The organism is Embleya sp. NPDC005575 (assembly GCF_040605455.1).
Taxonomy (GTDB): Bacteria; Actinomycetota; Actinomycetes; order Streptomycetales; family Streptomycetaceae; genus Embleya.
The window spans coordinates 1-21,031 of sequence record NZ_JBEXCV010000038.1; the positions used below are offsets into that span (position 1 = coordinate 1).

Consider the following 21,031-nt stretch of genomic DNA (forward strand, 5'->3'; position numbering starts at 1 on the left):
GCTCGGCCGGGCTGCCGTCGCCGGACGCGAACGCCACGCCGCCCAGGGCGACCACGGCCGCCGCGCCGACCGCGGCGACGAGCATGCGGGTGCGGCTTCGCCGCGTGGTCGAGGTCATCGTCATCAAGGGGCTCCGATCGTTTTGCCGAGCAGGTGACTTGGGCCGGATCGTCGACCCGGCCACCCCTCCTGACGGGACGATCCCGGAATTCGTTGCTCGGCCGCGGAAAGATCTTCGACCCCCGAAAGATCTTCGCCCCACCGCCCGCACCGCAGGACTCAGCTCACATCGGCCCGGCGGTGGTGGTGGATCTCGGTCGGCGCCGCGGGGGTCGCGTGCGCGCCCGCGCCGTGGCGAAGGAGCCAGGCGGTGGCCTCGTCGCCGGGGAGCGCCTTGGACATCAGCCAACCCTGGGCCGCGTCGCAGCCCAGTTCGCGCAGGCGCTGGTAAGTGGCCTCGTCCTCGACGCCCTCGGCGACCACGCGCAGGCCCAGCGAGTGGGCCAGTTGCACGATCGAGCAGACGATCGCGGCGTCCTCCTCGTTCATGGTCAGGCGGGCCACGAACGACCGGTCGATCTTGATCTCGCTGACCGGGATGTGCCGCAGGTGCACGAGCGAGGAGTAGCCGGTACCGAAGTCGTCCAGGGACAGCCGCACGCCCAACCGGCGCAGAGCGTCCAGCGATTCGGCGGCCCGCTGTGGTTCCTCCAGCAGTACGCGCTCGGTGATCTCCAGTTGCAACGCGCCCGCCGCCACGTCGTGTTCGCGCAGTCCCGCCGCCACCGAGTCGGCGAACGAGGGCACATGGATGTCGCGGGCGGAGATGTTCACCGCGACCGGGACGTCGATGCCCTCGGCGTGCCAGCGCGCCACCTGGTCCAGCGCGACGTCCACCACGTAGCGGGTGAGTCGGGGCATCAGCCCGGTCTGTTCGGCCAAGAGGACGAACTCCTCGGGCGAGACCTGCCCCCGGGTCGGATGCCGCCAACGCACCAGCGCCTCACAGCCGTCCACCCGGCCGTCGGTGAGCCGAATCTTCGGCTGATAGTGCAGCTCGACCTCGTGGTTGTCCAACGCCCGGCGCAGATCGCCGAGCAGCAGCAGCTTGTCCCGGGTGTTGACATCACGCGAGTTGTCGTAGAGCTCCACGCCGCTGCGCGAGCGTTTGGCCAAGTACATCGCCACATCGGCGTATTGGAGCAGGCCCAGGACGTCCCTGGCGTGGTCCGGGAAGATCGCCACGCCGACGCTGGCCTCCACGTCCAGGGTCAACTCGTCCAGGTCGAACGGCTCGCCGAGGCGGTCAACGATGCGATGGGCGAGGCCCAGGACCACCTCCTGTGCGGTCCGGCGATCCGTGCCCATGTCCAACCCCGGTAACAGCAGCGCGAATTCGTCGCCACCGAGGCGGGCCACCGTGTCCCCCGGGCGGACCAGCGTCTCCAGCCGCGCGCCGACCTGCTGTAACAGCCGATCACCCGCCACGTGTCCGAGGGTGTCGTTGACCTCGTGGAAGCGGTGCAGGTCGAGCAACAACAGCGCGACCCGGCCGCCGCGGCCGCCGACCCGACCCAGCGCCTCCTCGCCGCGCTCCAGCAACAGCCGCCGATTCGGCAGGCCGGTGAGCGCGTCGTGTCGCGACTCCTGCTCACGGTCGAAGCGGACCATCGTGCTGCGGTACAGGGTGTGCAGCGGGAGTACGAACAGCGGGAGCAGCCAGGGCTGTTCCGCGGCCACCACGGCGATCAGCGGGGACAGGCCGATCAGCGCGCCGTGCGAGACCAGCCGGGCCCGCAACTCGGCCCGCACCAGCGTGAACACACTCGTCCCGCGCCAACTCGCCCGAACCAGCCAACCGGACGTCTGCGATACGGCCGCCATCGCGAGCCCGGCCAGCGCGACCACCGGGAAGTCCGCCACATGCAACCCGCGTGCCTCGTCCGGACCCGGCTCGATGCCGAACAGCCCGAGCACCACGTCGGCGGCGATGAAGGCGAGTACGTAGTGGCCCATCGTGTAGCCGATCCGCCACCACGAATCGCCTCTGAGCAGGCCGGACACCAGGACCGGAACGGTCTGCCACAGCGCGGCGACCTGCCACCCGTGCACGAGCAGCAGGCCGAACGTGATGGCGATCGACGGCATCGCGCCGGGGATGTACAACCCCCGGCGCGTGAGCGCCGTGTACACGCCGTCGACCGACACCAGTGCGAGCATGATCCACACGCCGGGGGTCAGCGGGACCGGACAACGACCGTCGGCCACGGCGATCCCGGGCGGCACGACGAGCGCGAAGAGGCCGGTCAACGCCACTATCCCGGTGTGGATGAAGAACGCGCGTGGTCGCGCCAGTCGCGACAGGTCCGTCCTGCCGATCCGACCCATGCGCCTGCTCCCTGCGGCCTCGTCGGGCGGCATCCCGGGCGCCGGGACGGGTACGCCTGTGGGGCACCGAGCCCGCCGGGTGGGCAAGCTCCCGCCCAGGGTAGGTCGTTCCGGCGGTGCGAGGGAGGGGAATCAGCCGGCGCGCTCGGCCACCCATGCGCGGGCCGCCTCGGGCCCCTCGGCGAGGAGCACCGCGAAGCCCTCGTCGTCGAGAATCGGCAGGCCAAGTTGCACGGCCTTGTCGTATTTGGAGCCGGGATTGTCGCCCACGACGACGAAGTCGGTCTTCTTCGAGACCGACCCGGTCACCTTGGCGCCGCGCTCTTCCAGGGCCTCCTTGGAGCTGTCCCGGGTGTACCCGGTGAGAGTTCCGGTGACGACCGTCACAATTCCGTCAAGCGGGCCGGGCGGCTTCTCCTCGTCGGCGCCCTCCTCGGCGAGTCGCACACCGGCCGCGCGCCACTTCTCGATGATCTCGCGGTGCCAGTCCTCGGCGAACCACTCGGTGACCGCCTTGGCGATGATCGGGCCGACGCCGTCGACCGCGGCGATCTGCTCCTCGGAGGCTGCGGCGAGGCGGTCGAGGTCGTGGAAGCCGCTCGTGATGGCCCGTGCGGTGGTGTCGCTGACGTGTCGGATGGAGAGCGCGGTCAGGATCCGCCAGAGTGGCTGGGTCTTGGCCTTCTCCAACTGTTCGATCAACTTGAGCGTGTTGGCCTTCGGCTCGGAGGGCTTCTTGATGTTGCCCTCCTTGTCGTACGTGGCCTTCGACCAGAAAAAGGGGACGAGTTCCTTCTCGTCCTCGGCCGCGCCCTTGCGATTGACCTTGCGCAGCATCTGCACGTCGCGCAGTTGATCGGCCGTCAGGTCGAACAGGTCGGCCTCGGTGTCGAGCACGGACGGGCCCGCGTGTGGGTGGGTGAGCGCGACCGCGGTCTCGTAGCCGAGTGCTTCGATGTCGAATGCCTTGCGGCCTGCGAGGTAGAAGATCCGCTCGCGCAACTGGGCGGGACACGAGCGCGCGTTCGGGCAACGCAGGTCGATGTCGCCTTCCTTCATCGCGCGCAGCTCGGATCTGCACTCGGGGCACGTGGACGGCATCTCGAACTCGCGCTCACTCCCGTCGCGCAGGTCGGCGACCGGACCGAGGATCTCCGGGATCACGTCGCCGGCCTTGCGCAGCACGATCATGTCGCCGATCAGCACGCCCTTGGCCTTGACCACTTGCTGGTTGTGCAGCGTCGCGCGAGCCACCACCGACCCCGCCACCGTCACCGGCTCCATCACCGCATAAGGCGTCACGCGGCCCGTGCGCCCGACGCCCACCTCGATGTCGAGCAGCTTGGTGTTGACCTCCTGCGGCGGGTACTTGAACGCGATCGCCCACCGAGGCGCCTTGGAGGTCGCGCCGAGCCGGCCCTGGATCGGGATCTCGTCGACCTTGATCACGATGCCGTCGATCTCGTGCTCGACCGAGTTCCGGTGCTCGCCGAAGTACCGGACGAACTCCTTCACCTCGTCGATCGTGTCGACCACCTTGTTGTGCTGCGCGGTCGGCAACCCCCACGCGTGCAGGCGCTCGTACGCGTGCGACTGGCAGTCGATGTCGAAGCCCCGACGGGCGCCGATGCCGTGCACGATCATGTGCAGCGGACGCGACGCGGTCACCCGCGGATCCTTCTGCCGCAACGATCCGGCAGCGGCGTTGCGAGGGTTGGCGAACGGCTTTTCGCCGGCCGCGACCAGTCGCGCGTTCAACTCGTCGAACTTCTCGATCGGGAAGAAGACCTCGCCCCGGATCTCGACCAGTTCGGGTACGTCGTGCCCGCCGTCGTCGCGCAGCTGCGTCGGGATCTCGGCGATCGTGCGGATGTTCGGCGTGACGTCCTCGCCGGTCCGGCCGTCTCCGCGCGTCAACGCGCGCACCAGCCGGCCGTTCTCGTACAGGAGGTTGATCGCCAGCCCGTCGATCTTGAGCTCGCACAAGTAGTGGAACGACCCCGTGCCCAGCTCGCGGGTGAGTCGGTCGTCCCACTCGTCGAGTTCGTCCTCGTTCATCGCGTTGTCGAGGCTGAGCAGGCGCTCCAGGTGGTCCACCGAGGTGAAGTCGGTCGAGTACGTGCCGCCGACCTTCTGGGTCGGCGAATCAGGCGTGCGCAGCGCCGGGTATTGCTCCTCGATCGCCTCCAGCTCCCGCATCAGCGCGTCGAACTCGCCGTCGCTGACGACCGGCGCGTCCTTCACGTAGTAGCGGAAGCGGTGCTCCTCCAGCTCACGGGCGAGGGTCGCGGCGCGTTCGCGCACCTCGGCCGGGATCTCGTCCACTCCGGTCGTCGCACCAGCCACGTCGTCGCCCTCCAGCGCCACCAGTTCGAATGAGGTTCGCGGCGTTGCGCGGCCGAGCACCGAGGCACGCCGCGTTTCGCTACATGGCGCCTTCGGGGTCGTCCCGAAGCACCCGGCCGGCAGCCACGCTGTGGGACAGGGCAGCCCGGGCATGTGCCGGAGAGGCACCGGCGAGGCCACACGTGGGGGTCACCACGACGGCTTCGGCCAGGGACTCCGGCGGAAAACCGAGCCTGTTCCACAACGTTCCGACAGACCTGACGGTACCGGGCGGGTCGGACAGCGGGCGCACTCCCACACCGGGCTTGACCTCGGACGCGTCGCCCTCCGGGGCCAGAGCGGGCACCACCCCGGCGAAGAACCGGAACCCGGCCTCGACCGCCTCGCCGATCGATTCGTCCTGGGATCGTTGCAGCAGCGAGAAGTCGAGCGAGACGCCCGCCGCGCCGGCCTGGCGCAGCAGCGTGATCGGCGTGCCCGGCGCGCAGCAGTGCACGATGGTCGGCGCGCCCGCGCCCGCGATCACGTCCCGCAGCGTGTCGCGAACCACCGCCTTGTCCACGGCCCGCAGCCGGCCGAAGCCGCTCGCGGTCGGCACGTCGCCGGCGATCACGCCGGGCAGCGAGGGCTCGTCCAGTTGCAGCACCAGGTCGGCGCCCGGGATCCGCCGGGCCACCTCGGTTACATGCAGCCGGATTCCCTCGGCGAGCGACACGGCCAGGTCCCGGCACGCGCCCGGGTCGGCCAATGCCTTGTCACCGTAGGTCAGTTCGATCGTGGCGGCGAGCGTCCACGGACCGGCGACCTGGATCTTGAGCGGACCGGTGTAGCCCTGGGTGAACTCCTCCAGCGCGTCCAGGTCCTGGCCCAGGTACGAGCGGGCCCGGCGGTGGTCGCGCCCGGGGCGGTCCACGAAGCGCCACCCGGAGGGCTGTACGTCGGCGTAGAGGTCGACCAGCATCCCGGCCGAGCGGCCGGTCAGGTCGGCACCCGGCCCGCGGGCGGGCAACTCGGGCAGGTGCGGCAGGTCGGTCAGCAGGCCGAGCACCATCTTGACGGTCTCGCGAATGTCCTCACCGGGCATGGAACCGACCCCGGTGGCGCTGCCGGGTGACCAGGGAGAAGTACGTTCTGGGGTGTCCACGCCCGGAAGCCTAGTTCGTCCCGGCGGGCACCTTGGCGGGCCCCGGAGCGGTGTCGGCCGCGGTTTCGGGTGCGGCGTCGGGCCTGGAGTCGGGCGTGGAGTCGGACGCGACGGGTCGGGCCGGTGCGCCGGCGGCCGAGCGCAGCGGCACCTCACGGATGAACCAGGACAATGCGAACGCGAGCGCGGACAGGATCGCCAGCCCGATCGCCACGCCGTGCAGACCGCCGGTCACCGCCGACCGGAAGGTCTCCCGGGCGGCGGCGGGCAACTCGCGCAGCATCGCGGGGGTCAGGTCGGCTCCACCGGCCTCCTGCGGGCCCGACGCGGCTTCGAGGCGGTGTGCGTACACCGCGCCGAGCAGTGCGACGCCGAGCGATCCGCCGATCGTGCGGGTCAGTGTGGCGGTACCACTCGCCGCGCCCAGGTCGCGCGGATCGGCGCTGTTCATCGTGATCAGCATGGTGCTCTGCATCAGGAAGCCCACGCCGATCCCGATCACCAGGGTCAGCGCCGAGGCCAGGGCCGTGGGGGTGCCCATCCGGAGGCCGAGCAGGGCGAGTGCGCCGACGATCATCACGGCGCCGCCCAGGATGGGGTACACCCGATAGCGACCGGTGCGGCCGATCAGTCGGCCGATGGTGATCTGCACGCCGAGCATGCCGAACATCAGCGGCAGGAGCAGCAGTCCGCCCGCGGTGGGTGAGGCGTCGCGGACGAACTGCATGTACTGCGGGAGGTAGTTGGTCGCGGTGATCATCACCGCGCCGACCAGGAAGCTCAGCACCTGGGCGAGGGCGAAGTTGCGGTCGGCGAACAGGCGCGGCGGGATGATCGGTTCGGTGGCGCGCCGCTCGACCGGGACGAACGCGGCAAGCGCGGCGACGGCGAGCCCGGCCAGGCCGAGGATCTGCGGCGAGGTCCACGCGTAGGTGGTGCCCGCCCAGCCGGCGAGCAGGGTCAGGGCGATGATCCCGGTGGTGAGCAGCGCGGCGCCCGCGATGTCGATCCGGGCCTTGATCCGCACGGTGTCGAGGCGGATGCCGAAGCCGACGATGGCCAGGGCGAGCAGGCCGACCGGCACGTTGACGTAGAACGCCCAGCGCCAATTCAGGTGATCGGTGAGGAAGCCGCCCAGCAGTGGCCCGCCGACCAGTGCGATCGGCATGATGGCGCCGAACAGCGTCTGCACCCGGCCGCTGTCGCGTGGCTGCACGAGCGCGCCGATCAACGCGAACGCGCCGACCATCAGGCCGCCCGCTCCCAACCCCTGGACGGCGCGGAAGACGATCAGCTCGTCCATGTCCCGGGCCATTCCGGAGAGCATCGAGCCGATCAGGAACACGCCGATCGAAGCCATGAACACGCCCTTGCGACCGTAGAGGTCGCCGAGCTTGCCCCAGATCGGGGTGGTCGCGGCGGCGGCGAGCAGGTAGGCGGTCACCACCCAGGACAGCCGGTCCAGGCCGCCGAGGTCGCCGACGATGGTGGGCAGCGCGGTGCCCACGATGGTGCCGTCGAGCATGCCCAGGAACATGCCGAGCACGAGGCCGACGATGGCGAAGGGGATCCTGGTGGGTGGGGTGTCGGTTTCCTGTGGCATGGCGTTGGCCCCCCGTGCTGAAGTCGGTCGGGTTCGATGGTGTCGACGGGTCGTCAGGCCGCGTACGGGCGGACGGCCTTGGCCTCGCGCAGGGCGTGCGCCCACCACGCGAGCTGGTCGAGCATGGTCTTCGCGGCGGTGTTCGAGGCGGGGTCGACCGCGTCGCCCTCGGCGTCGAATTTGTCCCAATGCCCGTGAAAGCTGACCGTGTCCCGGACGGTGACCGCGTGCAACTCGGCCAGCACAACCCGCAGTTGCTCGACCGCGCGCAGGCCGCCGGAAACTCCGCCGTAGGACACGAAACCGACCGGCTTGGCATGCCACTCCGGGTTGTGCCAGTCGATCGCGTTCTTCAGCGCGGCCGGAAAGCTGTGGTTGTACTCCGGCGTGACGATCACGAACGCGTCGGCGGCGGCCAGCCGGGGCGACACCTTCGCGAGCAGCTCGGCGGTGCCGGGCGCCGGCGGCTGCCCGAAGGCCGGGAACACGGTGGGCAGCGGGGTCTCGACCAGGTCGACCACGTCGACGGTCCAGTCGGTGCGCTCGGCGGCGCGGGCACGCGTCCAGGCTCCGACGGTGGGCGCGAAGCGGCCGTCCCGGGTGCTGCCCAGGATGATCGCCAGGCGCAGGGGAGTGGTGGTGGGCATGGTGCTCCTCCATGGATGTGTACAACGTATCCGGCGAAATACAACGTACACATCGGTGCGTACGTCGTCCACTCCCGATACGTCGTCTACTCCTGATACGTTGTACGCGTCGTCGCAGCGCACCCCGGAGGACCCGTCATGGCCGACCAGAAGAAGAAGTCGTCGTCGGCCGAGGTGCGATCGGACGCCGCCGCCGGCGCCGGTAACGAGCCGCGCGTCTCGCTGTGGGAGCGGCTGGAGAACCCGCCGCCCGCCCCGCGTACCGTGCTCACCCCGGACCGGATCGCCGAGGTCGCGGTCGGGGTCGCCGACGCGGAGGGCATCGAGGCGGTGACGATGCGGCGGTTGGCCACCGAGTTGGGCGTCGCGCCGATGGCCGCGTATCGGTACGTGGCGGGCAAGGACGACCTGTTGGAGCTGATGGTCGACCGGGTCTACGGCGAGTTGACCGCGCCCGAGGCCGGTGCGGGTTGGCGAGCGACGCTGCGCACGCTCGCGACGAGCACGCGCGACATCGTGCTGCGGCATCCGTGGCTGGTACAGCTGCCGACGGCCCGCGCGGCGATCTCGCTCACCCCGAACCGGCTGGCGGCGGCGGAGTGGGGGATGGCCGCGCTGTCCGAACTCGACCTGCCGCCCGACGAGATGATGGTCGCGGTGGACACGGTCGGCGCGTACGTCCAGGGCCGCACCGCCTCCGAGGTGGCCACCCTGCGGCTGATGGCGGTGCAGGGCGCGGCCGACGGCCACGCGCTGCGCACGCACCTGGCTCCGGAGATGACCTACCTGATGGGCACGGGCCGCTACCCCGCCTTCCGCACGTATATCGGCACCGCCCGCCGCAAGGACGACGCCCGCTGGCAATTCGAAACCGCCCTGGACTGCGTCCTCGACGGCCTCGCCACCCGCCTGGGTATCTGACCCGCGAGGTGCGGCCAAGGTACTGGCCGACCTGCCCGGCGACGTCGGCGCCAAGACCGGCACCGCGGAGGTGACCGAGGACGGCCCGAACAACGGCTGGCTGGTCGCCTACCGAGGCAACGTGGCCATCGCCTGCCTGGTCGAAGCCGGCATCACCGGCGGTGGCTCGGCAGGCCCGATAGTGCACGACATCCTGGCCGCGGTGCGCTGACCCGAGACAACGCCGCCCGCGAGCGCGGACCTCGTACGGCAACCTCAAACGCCGACCGGGCCAAATTCAGCCCGGCCGGCGCTTGAGGCCAAGTAGCCCGTCCGGCACCCGAGGACAGCAGACCGGCCGACCCCGATGCCCTTGCCCGGTCGGCCATACGGCCCGATCTCAGGACCCGAAGGCCAACCCCACACTCCGACCTATCTCGCGCCGTTGCAGGTAGAAACAGGCCTTGTGTGGCTCCGCCCCATGCTCGCCGGTGTAACCACCCCGCAGCACCGGCCCGCCCTCCGCGGGGACCGGGAACATCCGCGACAGAGTGGGATCGGCGGCCACGAGGTCGTCGCGATCGGCCAGGTTCACCCAGTTCTCGACGAACGCCGGCGGCTGCGCGGGCTGCGGTCGCACCCACGAGTCGACGACGGTGTCCGGGCCGAGCGGCGACCCGAGCGTGATCAACAGCGGCAGCGGCCTGCGCAGCCGGTGGGCGAGTTCGTAGGCGACCACCGCACCGAGCGAGTGCCCGATCACCACCTTGGTGTCGAAGCCGATTTCGGCACCGACCCGATCGAGCACCCGATTGCGGGTCTGATCATCCGTCAGATATCGGGTCAGCTGGGTCAGCGCCTTGTTCACGAAGCCACCGGCCGAGCCCGGCCCGTCGGCGGCGAACCAGCGCAGCCCCGCGAGCCCACACGTGGGGGAGAGCACGACGGTGCGACCCGTCTCCCCCGGCCCGCCCTCCAGGCGGGCTATCTCCCTTGCCGCGCGCTGCCGTTCCGGCGGAACCGAACCGCGGACCGCGGCGCGATCCAGCCATTCGCGACCGATGCGCGCGGTCACCTCGTGCTGGATGTCCTCGTCGATCATCTCGCCCTGCGACGGGTGTCGGCGGAGCAGGTCACCATAGAACGCCATCCGCGCGTCGATCCCGCGACGGGTGTGGCGGTACTTCCACAGACGATCCGCGACCTCGGGAAACCCCGCGGCCTTCACTCCCCGGGCCAGCCGTGGGACCCACTCCTCCTCGAGCGTGTGGGCCGACCTGTATTCCTGCGCGATCCCGTGTACCAGCACGATGGCGGCCATCGTGTCCCCTCCCAAGCCCCGAGTCCTTGACGAGCGCGCTCTCGGACGCCGGGCCCAAGAGTTGTGCGAAGGGCCGATCGACGCGGGGGGACGCAGACCGGAGAGTGGCTTCGCAACGTTCTCTTACCCAGTCGGTAACGGAAGTTGGCATTTGAGTGAAGTTACTTCCGGGTTGTTCGGCGAGATGTGCCATCCGGCCGGAAATATTCGCACCTGCGTCCCCGATCCGACGGCACGGCCCGGCCTACGAGCCGGCCACGACCCGGGCCGGCGGGCCCCGACAGGCCACCCCGCCGCAGTGAATCCGCAGCCCGTCCATCGAACGGCACGGGTGGCCGGGCGGGATCACGAACCCCGCGCCACCGGCCGACGGGTGGGAACGAAAAACCCTCGCCTCCGGCCAATAGACTGGCCTCCCACACCCGACGAAACCGAAGGAACCCGCCTGCATGCCTGGCATCACGCGCGAGGAGGTCGCCCACCTCGCCCGGCTGTCGCGGCTGGAGCTCGGGGCCGAGGAGCTTGATCACCTCGCCGCGCAGCTCGACGACATCATCGGCGCGGTCGCCCGCGTCGCCGAGGTCGCAGCCGACGACATCCCGCCGACCTCGCACCCGCTGCCGCTGACCAACGTCATGCGGCCGGACGTCATCCGCCCCGGGCTCACCCCCGAGGAGGCGCTGTCCGGTGCGCCGGCCGCCGAAGAGCAGCGTTTCCGGGTGCCCCGCATCCTGGGAGAGGAGTGACGGCCATGACCGAGACCATTCGCTGGACCGCGGCCGAAACCGCCTCCGCCATCGCCGACGGCAAGGTCACCGCCGTCGAGGTCGCCCAGGCCCACCTGGACCGCATCGAGGCCGTCGACGCCAAGGTGCACGCGTTCCTGCACGTGGACGCGGACGGCGCGCTCGCCGCGGCCAAGGCCGTCGACGACGCCCGCGCGCGTGGCGACCGGCTCGGCCCGCTGGCCGGCGTGCCGCTCGCGCTCAAGGACGTGTTCACCACCAAGGGCGTGCCGACCACGTGCGGGTCGAAAATGCTCGACGGTTGGAAGCCGCCGTACGACGCGACGCTGACCCGCCGGCTCAAGGACGCGGGCGTGGTCATCCTCGGCAAGACCAACATGGACGAGTTCGCCATGGGGTCCTCCACCGAGAACTCCGCGTACGGCCCGACCGGCAACCCGTGGGACCCGAGCCGGGTTCCGGGCGGCTCCGGCGGCGGTTCGGCCGCCGCCATCGCGTCCTTCCAGGCGCCGCTGGCGATCGGCACCGACACCGGCGGCTCGATCCGCCAGCCCGCCGCGCTCACCGGCACGGTCGGCGTCAAGCCCACCTACGGCGGCGTCTCCCGTTACGGCCTGGTCGCCTTCTCCTCCTCGCTCGACCAGGGCGGCCCGTGCGCACGTACGGTGCTCGACGCCGCACTGCTGCACGAGGCGATCGCCGGGCACGACCCACTCGACTCGACCTCGATCGACGCACCGGTGCCGAACGTGGTCGAGGCCGCGCGCAGCGGCAGCGTCAAGGGCCTGCGGATCGGCGTGGTCAAGGAGTTCGCCGGCGAGGGCTACCAGGCGGGCGTCCTGGCGCGATTCGCCGAGGCGGTCGAGCTGCTGCGCGAGCTGGGCGCCGAGATCGTCGAGATCTCCTGCCCGAACTTCACCTACGCGATGCCGGCCTACTACCTGATCGCGCCCTCGGAGGCGTCGTCCAACCTCGCCCGCTTCGACGCGATGCGCTACGGCCTGCGGGTCGGCGACGACGGCGAGCACTCGGCCGAGGAGGTCATGTCGCTGACCCGTGAGGCCGGCTTCGGCGCCGAGGTCAAGCGCCGGATCATGCTCGGCACGTACGCGCTGTCCTCGGGCTACTACGACGCGTACTACGGCCAGGCGCAGAAGGTCCGCACGCTCATCACGCGCGACTTCGAGGCCGCCTTCGGGCAGGTGGACGTGCTGATCTCGCCGACCACGCCGACCACCGCGTTCCCGATCGGGGAGCGCGCGGACGACCCGATGGCGATGTACCTCGCGGACCTGTGCACCATCCCGTCCAACCTCGCGGGCAACGCCGCGATGTCGCTGCCGTGCGGCCTCGCGGACGAGGACGGCCTGCCGGTCGGCCTGCAGATCATCGCGCCGGCCATGGCCGACGACCGGCTGTATCGGGTGGGTGCCGCCGTCGAGGCCGCCTACCTGTCCCGCTGGGGAGCCCCGCTGCTCGACCGCGCACCCGCGCTCTGACTTTCCAGGAGTCGATATGGCCAAGAAGAAGAAAGCCCCCAAGAGCAACGTCGCCAAGGTCTTCAGCGTCGGCATGCAGCTGTTCGGCGCGATCGGCGTGATCAAGCAGATCAAGGAGGCCCGCGGCAAGAACGACAAGTTGGAACTGGCCGACGCGGTGATCAGCGCCGCCGCCGTGGTCACCGGGTTCGCGCTGCTGATCCGTGCCATGCGCGAGGTCGAGGAAGAGCTGACGGAGGCCGACGTCCTGTGAGTACCACCAGCCTGATGTCCTACGAGGACGCGCTGGAGACCTACGACCCGGTGATGGGCCTGGAGGTCCACGTCGAGCTGGGCACCGCGACCAAGATGTTCTGCGGCTGCTCGACCGAGTTCGGCGCGGAGCCCAACAGCCAGGTCTGTCCGACCTGTCTGGGCATGCCCGGCGCGCTGCCCGTGGTCAACGCGGTCGCGGTCGAGTCGGCGATCCGGATCGGTCTCGCGCTCAACTGCAACATCGCCGAGTGGTGCCGCTTCGCCCGGAAGAACTACTTCTATCCGGACATGCCGAAGAACTTCCAGACCTCGCAGTACGACGAGCCGATCGCGTTCGACGGGTACCTCGACGTCCAGGTCGAGGGCAAGACCTGGCGGGTGGAGATCGAGCGCGCGCACATGGAGGAGGACACCGGCAAGTCGCTGCACATGGGCGGCGCCACCGGTCGCATCCACGGCGCGGACTACTCGCTGCTCGACTACAACCGGTGCGGCATCCCGCTGATCGAGATCGTCACCAAGCCGATCGAGGGCGCGGGCGAACTGGCTCCGCTGGTGGCCAAGGCGTACGTGGCCGAGCTGCGCGAGTTGATCCGCGCGCTCGGGGTGTCCGAGGCCCGGATGGAGCTCGGTCAGATGCGCTGCGACGCGAACCTGTCGCTGCGCCCCAAGGGCCGGGAGAAGTTCGGCACCCGCAGCGAGACCAAGAACGTCAACTCGTTGCGTTCGGTCGAGCGGGCCATCCGGTTCGAGATCCAACGGCACGCCACCGTCCTGACCGACGGCGGCACCATCGTGCAGGAGACCCGGCACTTCCACGAGGAAGACGGCAGCACCACGGCCGGTCGGATCAAGGAAGAGGCCGAGGACTACCGCTACTTCCCCGAGCCCGATCTGGTGCCCGTGGCGCCCGCGCGCGAGTGGGTCGAGGAACTGCGCGCCACGCTGCCCGAGCTGCCGTCGCTGCGCCGCGCCCGACTTCAAGCCGAGTGGGGCGTCAACGACTTCGAGATGCAGTCGATGGTCAACGCCGGTGTGCTCGACGTGATCCTGGCCACGATCGACGCCGGGGCCGACGCGGACGCGGCGCGCAAGTGGTGGCTGGGCGAGCTGTCCCGGCGGGCCAACGAGCGCGGCATCGAGGTGGCCACGCTGCCGATCACGGCGGCCCAGGTCGCCCGTGTGGCGGCGCTGGTCAAGAGCGGCGAGCTGAACGACAAGCTGGCCCGCCAGGTGATCGACGGCGTGCTCGCCGGCGAGGGCGAGCCGGACGCGGTGGTCGAGGCGCGCGGGCTCAAGGTCGTCTCCGACGACTCCGCGCTCGGCGCGGCGGTGGACGAGGCGATCGCGGCCAACGCGGGCATCGCCGACAAGATCCGCGGCGGCAAGGTGCAGGCGGTCGGGGCCCTGGTCGGCGCGGTCATGAAGACCACGCGCGGGCAGGCCGACGCGGCCCGGGTGCGCGAGCTGATCCTGGAGCGCCTGGGCGTGTCCTGACGGAACACCACTCGGTCGAACCGAGAAGGGCCCTCGATCGCACCGCGATCGAGGGCCCTTGGTCGGGTATGCCCGCTGTGCACCCGCGGACCGGGGCGATGCGATGTTCGGCTGGGGTTCTCCTCAGGTCTGTTCGACCCCCTTATCGGGCTCTCCCGGGGCGCCTTAGATCGATCCCGGACGAGCCGAGCACTCCGAATGCGGCATCCGACCGATGCCCGCAGGCCCCCTGGGACGCGAGGCTCGTACCACGAGCCGGAGCGACCGGCTCGGGTGACCAGGAGGTCGACACCATGTTGGAGTACGAACTGTTCCAGGCCCGTGAGCGCGAGCTGCGGGCGACCGCCGACCAGGACCGGGTGGTCCGTGAGGCGCTGCGAGCCGGCCGGCGTGCGGCCAAGGCGGCCCGGGTGGCCCGGCGCGAGGAGCGGCGAACCGGCCAAGGTGCCGGCGGGCTCAGCTCCGATCGCGGCCTGATCGGGTGGCGGGTATCCGGTCTGCACCTGCACGCGCGGTGAGCACGTGATACCCGCCACGCCCGCCGAAACTCCTTGGTTGACCTGCGCAAACGGGTTTCGCCGGGCGTGAAAACCCCGGCTGCGAAGCGGAGGAGCATGACATGCTCGGCACTGTGGCGAGTACTTCTGTTTCCCCCGTGTTCGTAGGCCGGTCATTGGAAATGGCGCGGTTCCTCACGGCTTTGCGCGAAGCCGACGAGGGCACGCCGGGCGTCGTGCTCGTCGGGGGCGAGGCCGGCGTCGGCAAGACGCGCCTGCTCCAGGAGTTCCTGGAGCGCGCCGAGGCACAGGGCGCGGTGACCGCCGTCGGCGGTTGTCTGGAGTTGGGCGCGGAGAGCCTGCCGTTCGCGCCGATCTCGGCGGCGCTGCGCACCCTCTCCCGCCGGATCGGCCCCGAACTGGCCGAGGCGGTCGCCGGGCGCGAGCGCGACCTCGCGTGGCTGCTTCCCGACTTGGCGCCGGGCACGATCGCACGCGACGGCGAGTTCGACCGGGTCCGGCTGTTCGAGCTGATGCTCGGCCTGCTGGAGCGACTGGGCGGCGACCGTACGCTCGTGATCGCGATCGAGGACCTGCACTGGGCCGACTCCTCCACGCGGGAGCTGCTCGGCTTCCTGTTCCGGCTGCTGCGCACCGGCCGGATCCTGATCGTGGGGACGTATCGGGCGGACGCGGTCGGCCGGCGGCATCCGCTGCGATCCTTCCTGGCCGAGCTGGATCGGGTGCACAACGTCTCCCGAATCGACCTGGCCAGGCTCACCCGGGCCCAGGTCGGCGACCAGTTGCGCGGCATCCTGCGCGAGGATCCGCCGCGCCGGTTGATCCGCCAGATCTTCCAGAAGTCCGAGGGGAACGCGTTCTTCGTCGAGGAACTCGCGTGCAGCATCCGGGACGGCCAGCTCACCGGCATCTCCGACACGCTGCGTGATCTGCTGCTGATCCGGATCGAGGAGTTGTCGGAGGACACCCAGAAGGTGATCCGACTGGCTGCGATCGGCGGGGTCACCGTCGGCCACCGGCTGCTCACCGAGGTCTCCTGGCTGGATCCGGACCGCCTGGAGGAGGCGCTGCGCACGGCGGTGTCCGCGCACGTGCTGGTGCCGGTCGGCGAGGAGTTCCAGTTCCGCCATTCGCTGGTGCGCACCGCGATCCGCGAGGACCTGATGCCGGGTGAGCGGGTCCGGCTCTACGCCACCTTCGCCGAGGCGCTCGAGCGCTGTCCGGACATGGTCACCGCCGACGAACTGCGCGGGCGGATCGCGACCTACTGGTTCCACGCCGGCAAGGCGGTCAAGGCACTGCCGGCGGTGCTCGCCGCGGCCGAGGCCGCACGCGAGCGGTATGCCTTCGACGAGCGCACCCGGCTGCTGGAGCGGGCGCTGCTGCTGTGGGAACAGGTGCCCGATCCGGAGCAACTGAGCGGTCGCCGGTTGCTCGACATCTACATGGAGGCGGTCACCGCGGCCCGACTGGGCAGCGAGCGCGAGTTGGCCATCCACTTCTGCAAGCGCGCCATCCAACTGGTGGACCCGGTCGCCGAGCCCGAATTGGCCGCGTTCCTGTGGCGGGAGAAGGCCCGCGGCCTGCGCAATCTGTGTCGCTCGTCGGGCCGGCCGGAGCTGCGCCGGGCCCAACAGATCCTGGAGGGGCTGCCGCCGTCGATGGAACAGGCCCGGGTGCTCGCGCACATCGCCCGGGACCGCATGCTCGACGGCGAGGGCGGCGAGGCGATAGCCGAGGCCATGCTCGCGCTGGAGCGCGCGCGCACCGTGGACAGCCCCGACATCGAGGCGGAGGCGCGCAAGACGCTCGCGTGCGGCCTGGTGCAGGTCGGCCGGATCGAGGAGGGGATGGCGCAACTCGCGCTGGCCGAGGAAGGCGCGATCAGAAGCAGTGAGCCGGACAGCCTGGTGCACATCCTGAGCAACAAGGCGTCGTTGCTGGAGGGACTGGGCCGGCACCGGGAGAGCGCGGTGGCCGCGCGGCGCGCGATGGAGATCGCCGCCGAGCGCGGACTCACCCGCACGTCGGGCTCGTTCGCGCTGGGCAACCTCGCCGAGTCGCTGCTCTCGGCCGGCGACTGGGCCGACCTGGAGACGCTGGTGGAGAAGACCCTCGACTTGGACCCCGGGCCGCAGACCACCCGCCACCTCGAACTGCAACTGGTCGACCTGTGCCTGGCCCGCGGCGACGTGCGCGGTGCGACCGCGCATCTCAGGCGCTCCCGGCTGGCCGCCGGCTCGCGCTATGTCGAGGCGCAATACGCGATCCCGCTGGCGCGTGCCGAGATCCGGGTGGCCGAGGCACAGGGCCGGCTGGACGAATCCCGCGAGGCGCTGGTCGCGGCCCTGGAGGGGGTCGGCTGCCCGCCGGGCCACCAGCGCTACATGTGGCAACTGCTCGCCGACGCGGCCGCGAACGAGGCTGACGCGCGCACCTCGACCGTGCGCCCGCGCGAATCCGAACTCAAGGCCCGCCAGGACATCGCCGATCGGATCGCGGCGATGGCCGGGTCGCTGGCGGTGGACTGCGCGCTGGACGCGGCGTACGCATCGCTGGTCAAGGCCGAGCTGGCCCGGGCGGCCGGCACCGACGACGCCGAGCTGTGGGGCCGGGTCGTCTGCGCCTGGGAGTTGACCGAGCAGCCCTACCGCACGGCCTGGGCTCGATTCCGGCACGCGGAGACCCTCCTCGCCGCCGGCGACCGCGACGCCGCCGCGCTCCCGCTGGCCGCCGCCGCGGAAGTGGCCCTCCTCCTGGACGCCAAGACCCTGCGCGAACTCATCGACCTGCTCACCCGCCGCGCCCGGATGGCCCCCACCGCCCAGGGCGACACCGGCACGCCGCTGCCGGCCCTGACTCCACGCGAGATCGACGTCCTGCGGCTGGTCGCCGACGGCCGCAGCAACCGACAGATCGCCGAAGAGCTCTACATCAGCGTCAAGACGGCCAGCGTCCACGTGTCCAACATCCTGGCCAAACTGGAGGTGACCGGCCGAGGCGAAGCCGCGGCGGTGGCCCACCGGTTGCACCTGGTCGACGGCTAGCTCACGAGGCCGGAGCGGGCCGCCCCGATACCCGTGAAACCCCAACCGCCGCATCCAAGGCGACTGGTGGAGCCGGCGGGTGCGGCCCGAGCCGACCAAACGCAACCGCGGCTACCCCGCCGCGGCGCAGGACAGATCGGCGAGCTCACCGAGTGTGCCGGAGAAGTCGGCGGTCAGCCCTGCGAGGACGACCCACGCCTCGGGGTTCGCGCCGATCCGCTTCGCGAGTTGCGCGAGCGCCGGGCGGGGGTTGCCGGGCGCCCAGTGATAGGCGTCGATCGAGACCAACGCCTCGAACGCGTGCCGGGCCGGGCGCGCGTGCCTGACGACCTCCTCGGTGTGCAACTCGCCGGCGGTGACCGCGGCGGTGAGCCAGGAGTGCCACTGGTCCAGGGGTGTGTCGCGGACCCGGTCGGCCGGCGGCCGCCGATGTTCGGGGACGGGCGGTTCGGCGCGCGGCCCACGATCCCAGCGGGCCCGCAACTCCCGCAGCGGCGTGGGGTCCCCGGCGGCCAACGCGGCCCGGGCCGTGTTGCGGATCCGGTCCGGGAACAGCGCGCCGTGCCGGTCGAGGATGTCGCCGGTCACCGTCGGGTCGGCCCGCTCCCACAGGCTCAGCACGATGTCGATCCAGTCGATCCGGCGCAGCTTGCGCGCCTCGCACTGCGGCAGCGCGTGGTCCACCAGCGCCGGGTCGCCGGACAGCGCGTAGGCCTCGGGCTCGCTGCCGAAGTGCGGTTCGTCGATCAATTGCACCCGCAGCTCGGGGTGCATCGGGGCACGGGGCCGGTCGGCCCGCCGGCCGGCGTAGATCTCGCGCCGCACCTCGGCGGTGACGCCGGAGCGGTTGTCCACCAGGAGGCGGTCCAGGTGGTCGTCGCCGAGGTCCTTGAGGCGGCCGGCGTAGTGCCGCCCGAGGCTCTGGTGTCGGGCGAGCACTTCGAGCAGCGCGGGATGTGCGCAACGCAGCGCCGCCTCGGCGACGTTGGGCAACGGCGGGACGTTGCCCGGAAGCAGTGCGGCCGCCGCCGCGTGGTCGAGATGCGGTACGAGGGTGGTCAGTTCGTCCGTGTCCAGCCTGCGGAGCAGGAAGACCACGGACGGGCGCACGGCGGCGGGCACCTCGATCGCGGCCTCGCCCGTGTGCGTCGCGGCGGCCGCGAACAACTCCGGGAGGGTGCCGGTGAAGCGCCCGAGCGCGCGGACCACGTGCGCCCATGCGGCCGGATTCGCGCCGAGGGTGGTCACGATCTCGGGCCTGAGCAACTCGTGGATCGTCACCTCGCCGGTGACGTAGGAGTGTTCCCGCGAGACCACCGCGAGCACCTGGGCGGCGACGCGCGCGGGCCGCATCCGCACCAGGATCTCGCGCGGCGCCAGCACCCCGGCCCGCAGCGCGGGGCCCACCTGGTCGAGCGCCTCGGTCCGGGACACCGGCACATTCGGGGTGTGCAACACACTCGCGGGTCCGCCCCGCCGGGCGGTGTGCGCGAGCACGGGATGTGCGCGCAACAGCGCGAGCGCCCGCTCGGCCGCGACTTTGCCCCGCCGCAACTCCCGTCGCCCGCGATCGAGCACCTCGCCGGCCTCGCCGGCGGCCTCCTCGGGAAGGTCGGCTCCGACCTCCTCGTCCGGCACGAACGCCCCGGCCACCACCGGGTCGCCGCCCGCCTCGATCAAGCGGCACAGTTGACCCGGCGTCAGCCGCGGATTGGCGGCGGCCCGAACGATCGCGCCGACGCTGCCATGCATGGCGATCGTCTCGACCAACGCGTCCGACATGCGCATCTCGTCCGCCACCATCGCGTGGAGCCCGCGCAATCCCGCCAACCGTACGAACACGCCCTCCACGTCGGCTTCGGAAAGCTCACTCAGCACCAACAGCAGGCCCTGGTTCATGGATCCCCTCCCTCGCGCCCCCACGCTAACGTCCGCCTCGGACGTCGTTCGAACCGGACGGGAGAGGACTCGCGTCGGGGCTCAGCCCGTTACCAGGCGCAGGATCCGGTCGTCCCCCTTACGGGGCGTGCCCCGGCCGTCCGTCATGCTGGTGACCAGCCACAGTTCGCCCGGGCCGACGGCCACGACCGTGCGCAACCGGCCGTACCTGCCCTGAAACCAGGCCTTGGGTTCGGTCACGGTGGAGCCCACGATCGGGGCCTGCCACAGGCGTTCGCCTTTGAGGCCGGCCAGGTACACGACATCGCCCAGGATTGCGATGCCGCTCGGCGAGGCGTCGTCGGTGGCCCACTGGGCGACCGGGTTCATGTACTCGGGGTTGTCGCTCGTGCCCTCGACCACCGGCCAGCCGTAGTTGGCGCCGGAGCGGATCAGGTTCAGCTCGTCCCAGGTGTCCTGACCGAACTCGCTCGCCCACAGCCGGCCGGTCGAATCCCACGCGAGGCCCTGGACGTTGCGGTGACCCAGGCTCCACACCGGGGAGTTCGGGAACGGGTTGCCGGGCGCCGGTCGGCCCTCGGGGGTGAGCCGCAGGATCTTGCCGCCGAGCGAGGATTCGTCCTGGGCCAACGGCTTCTGCCCGGCCTCGCCGGTGCCCGCGTACAGCATGCCGTCCGGGCCGAACGCGATCCTGCCGCCATTGTGGTTCGAGCCCGCCGGGATCCCGGCGAGCAGCACCTCGGGTTGTCCCAACGGCTGCCCCGGCAGATAGGTCATCCGGACGATCCGGTTGTCCTGCGCCGTGGTGAGGTACGCGTACAGGAAGTGGTCGCTCGCGAACGTCGGCGACACCGCGATCCCGAGCAGCCCGCCCTCGCCGCGATGCACCGAACCCGGCACCGTGCCCACCACCACCGGCGTCGGGGTGCCCGGGCCGAGGCGGGTGATCGTGCCGGTGTCGCGGGAGGACACCAGCGCGTCCCGATCCGGCAGCAGCGCCACGCCCCACGGCGTGTTCAGGTCCCGGGCGATCTCTCCGGCGACGATCGGCTCGACGGCCCCGGTCGCGGTCGGCCCCGCCGGCACGTTCGGCGCCTGCGTCGCGGCCACCGGGGCGGTGGGCCGGGGCGTGGCCTTGCCGTGCGACGAGTCGTCGCCGAAATCGCACGCGGTGAGCCCGGCCGCCATCGCGACGGCGAGCACCACGAAGGGCCAACGGGG

15 protein-coding genes and 1 pseudogene are annotated in these 21,031 nt (G+C 71.1%); 8 read left to right on the top strand and 8 right to left on the bottom strand.

The window, feature by feature from the left end:
- Positions 1-279: 279 nt before the first annotated feature.
- The 5 genes from ABZS54_RS15595 to ABZS54_RS15615 form a co-directional block, all read right to left on the bottom strand.
- Positions 280-2,388: a bifunctional diguanylate cyclase/phosphodiesterase gene (locus ABZS54_RS15595; RefSeq protein ID WP_355535072.1), complete on the bottom strand. Its 2,109-nt coding sequence runs from the start codon at positions 2,386-2,388 to the stop codon at positions 280-282.
- A 132-nt stretch (positions 2,389-2,520) separates the two neighbouring features.
- Positions 2,521-4,734, bottom strand: coding sequence for an NAD-dependent DNA ligase LigA (gene ligA, locus ABZS54_RS15600; RefSeq protein WP_355535074.1), 2,214 nt, complete (start codon positions 4,732-4,734; stop codon positions 2,521-2,523).
- Positions 4,735-4,813: 79 nt separating this feature from the next.
- Positions 4,814-5,818 carry a methionine synthase gene (locus ABZS54_RS15605; RefSeq protein WP_355535151.1) on the bottom strand — a complete coding sequence of 335 codons (1,005 nt, stop codon included), beginning with the start codon at positions 5,816-5,818 and terminating at the stop codon, positions 4,814-4,816.
- Between the two features lie 70 nt (positions 5,819-5,888).
- Entirely contained in the window at positions 5,889-7,481 is a 1,593-nt protein-coding gene (locus ABZS54_RS15610; RefSeq protein ID WP_355535076.1) for an MDR family MFS transporter, read from the bottom strand.
- A gap of 53 nt (positions 7,482-7,534) precedes the next feature.
- Positions 7,535-8,128, bottom strand: a complete 594-nt coding sequence (locus ABZS54_RS15615) for an NAD(P)H-dependent oxidoreductase (protein WP_355535078.1) — start codon at positions 8,126-8,128, stop codon at positions 7,535-7,537.
- Between the two features lie 138 nt (positions 8,129-8,266).
- On the opposite strand from ABZS54_RS15615, the gene ABZS54_RS15620 reads away from it, so the two are divergent.
- Positions 8,267-9,049 (top strand): TetR/AcrR family transcriptional regulator, encoded by a 783-nt coding sequence (locus ABZS54_RS15620; RefSeq protein ID WP_355535080.1) that lies wholly within the window; start codon positions 8,267-8,269, stop codon positions 9,047-9,049.
- Positions 9,050-9,062: 13 nt separating this feature from the next.
- A pseudogene (locus tag ABZS54_RS15625) lies at positions 9,063-9,260 on the top strand (penicillin-binding transpeptidase domain-containing protein); the annotation flags it as partial.
- Positions 9,261-9,428: 168 nt separating this feature from the next.
- On the opposite strand, the gene ABZS54_RS15630 reads toward ABZS54_RS15625, so the two are convergent.
- Positions 9,429-10,364, bottom strand: coding sequence for an alpha/beta fold hydrolase (locus tag ABZS54_RS15630; RefSeq protein WP_355535082.1), 936 nt, complete (start codon positions 10,362-10,364; stop codon positions 9,429-9,431).
- Positions 10,365-10,798: 434 nt separating this feature from the next.
- Here ABZS54_RS15630 and gatC point away from each other — a divergent pair, with 434 nt between their 5' ends.
- The 6 genes from gatC to ABZS54_RS15660 all read left to right on the top strand — a co-directional run bounded on the left by gatC (position 10,799) and on the right by ABZS54_RS15660 (position 17,911).
- Positions 10,799-11,095, top strand: a complete 297-nt coding sequence (gene gatC / locus ABZS54_RS15635; protein WP_355535084.1) for an Asp-tRNA(Asn)/Glu-tRNA(Gln) amidotransferase subunit GatC — start codon at positions 10,799-10,801, stop codon at positions 11,093-11,095.
- Positions 11,096-11,100: 5 nt separating this feature from the next.
- A complete protein-coding gene (gene gatA, locus ABZS54_RS15640; RefSeq protein ID WP_355535086.1) occupies positions 11,101-12,594 on the top strand; it encodes an Asp-tRNA(Asn)/Glu-tRNA(Gln) amidotransferase subunit GatA in 1,494 nt (497 codons plus the stop codon).
- A gap of 16 nt (positions 12,595-12,610) precedes the next feature.
- Positions 12,611-12,847, top strand: coding sequence for a hypothetical protein (locus tag ABZS54_RS15645; RefSeq protein ID WP_355535088.1), 237 nt, complete (start codon positions 12,611-12,613; stop codon positions 12,845-12,847).
- Between the two features lie 14 nt (positions 12,848-12,861).
- The gene (gatB, locus tag ABZS54_RS15650; protein WP_355535154.1) at positions 12,862-14,346 is read left to right on the top strand and encodes an Asp-tRNA(Asn)/Glu-tRNA(Gln) amidotransferase subunit GatB; all 1,485 of its coding nucleotides are present in this window, start codon (positions 12,862-12,864) and stop codon (positions 14,344-14,346) included.
- Between the two features lie 293 nt (positions 14,347-14,639).
- Positions 14,640-14,864, top strand: a complete 225-nt coding sequence (locus tag ABZS54_RS15655) for a hypothetical protein (RefSeq protein WP_355535090.1) — start codon at positions 14,640-14,642, stop codon at positions 14,862-14,864.
- A gap of 101 nt (positions 14,865-14,965) precedes the next feature.
- Positions 14,966-17,911: an AAA family ATPase gene (locus tag ABZS54_RS15660; protein ID WP_355535092.1), complete on the top strand. Its 2,946-nt coding sequence runs from the start codon at positions 14,966-14,968 to the stop codon at positions 17,909-17,911.
- Between the two features lie 111 nt (positions 17,912-18,022).
- Here ABZS54_RS15660 and ABZS54_RS15665 read toward each other — a convergent pair whose 3' ends face one another.
- Entirely contained in the window at positions 18,023-19,810 is a 1,788-nt protein-coding gene (locus ABZS54_RS15665; RefSeq protein WP_355535094.1) for a hypothetical protein, read from the bottom strand.
- Positions 19,811-19,891: 81 nt separating this feature from the next.
- A complete protein-coding gene (locus ABZS54_RS15670) occupies positions 19,892-21,016 on the bottom strand; it encodes a PQQ-dependent sugar dehydrogenase (RefSeq protein WP_355535157.1) in 1,125 nt (374 codons plus the stop codon).
- Between the last annotated feature and the right edge of the window lie 15 nt (positions 21,017-21,031).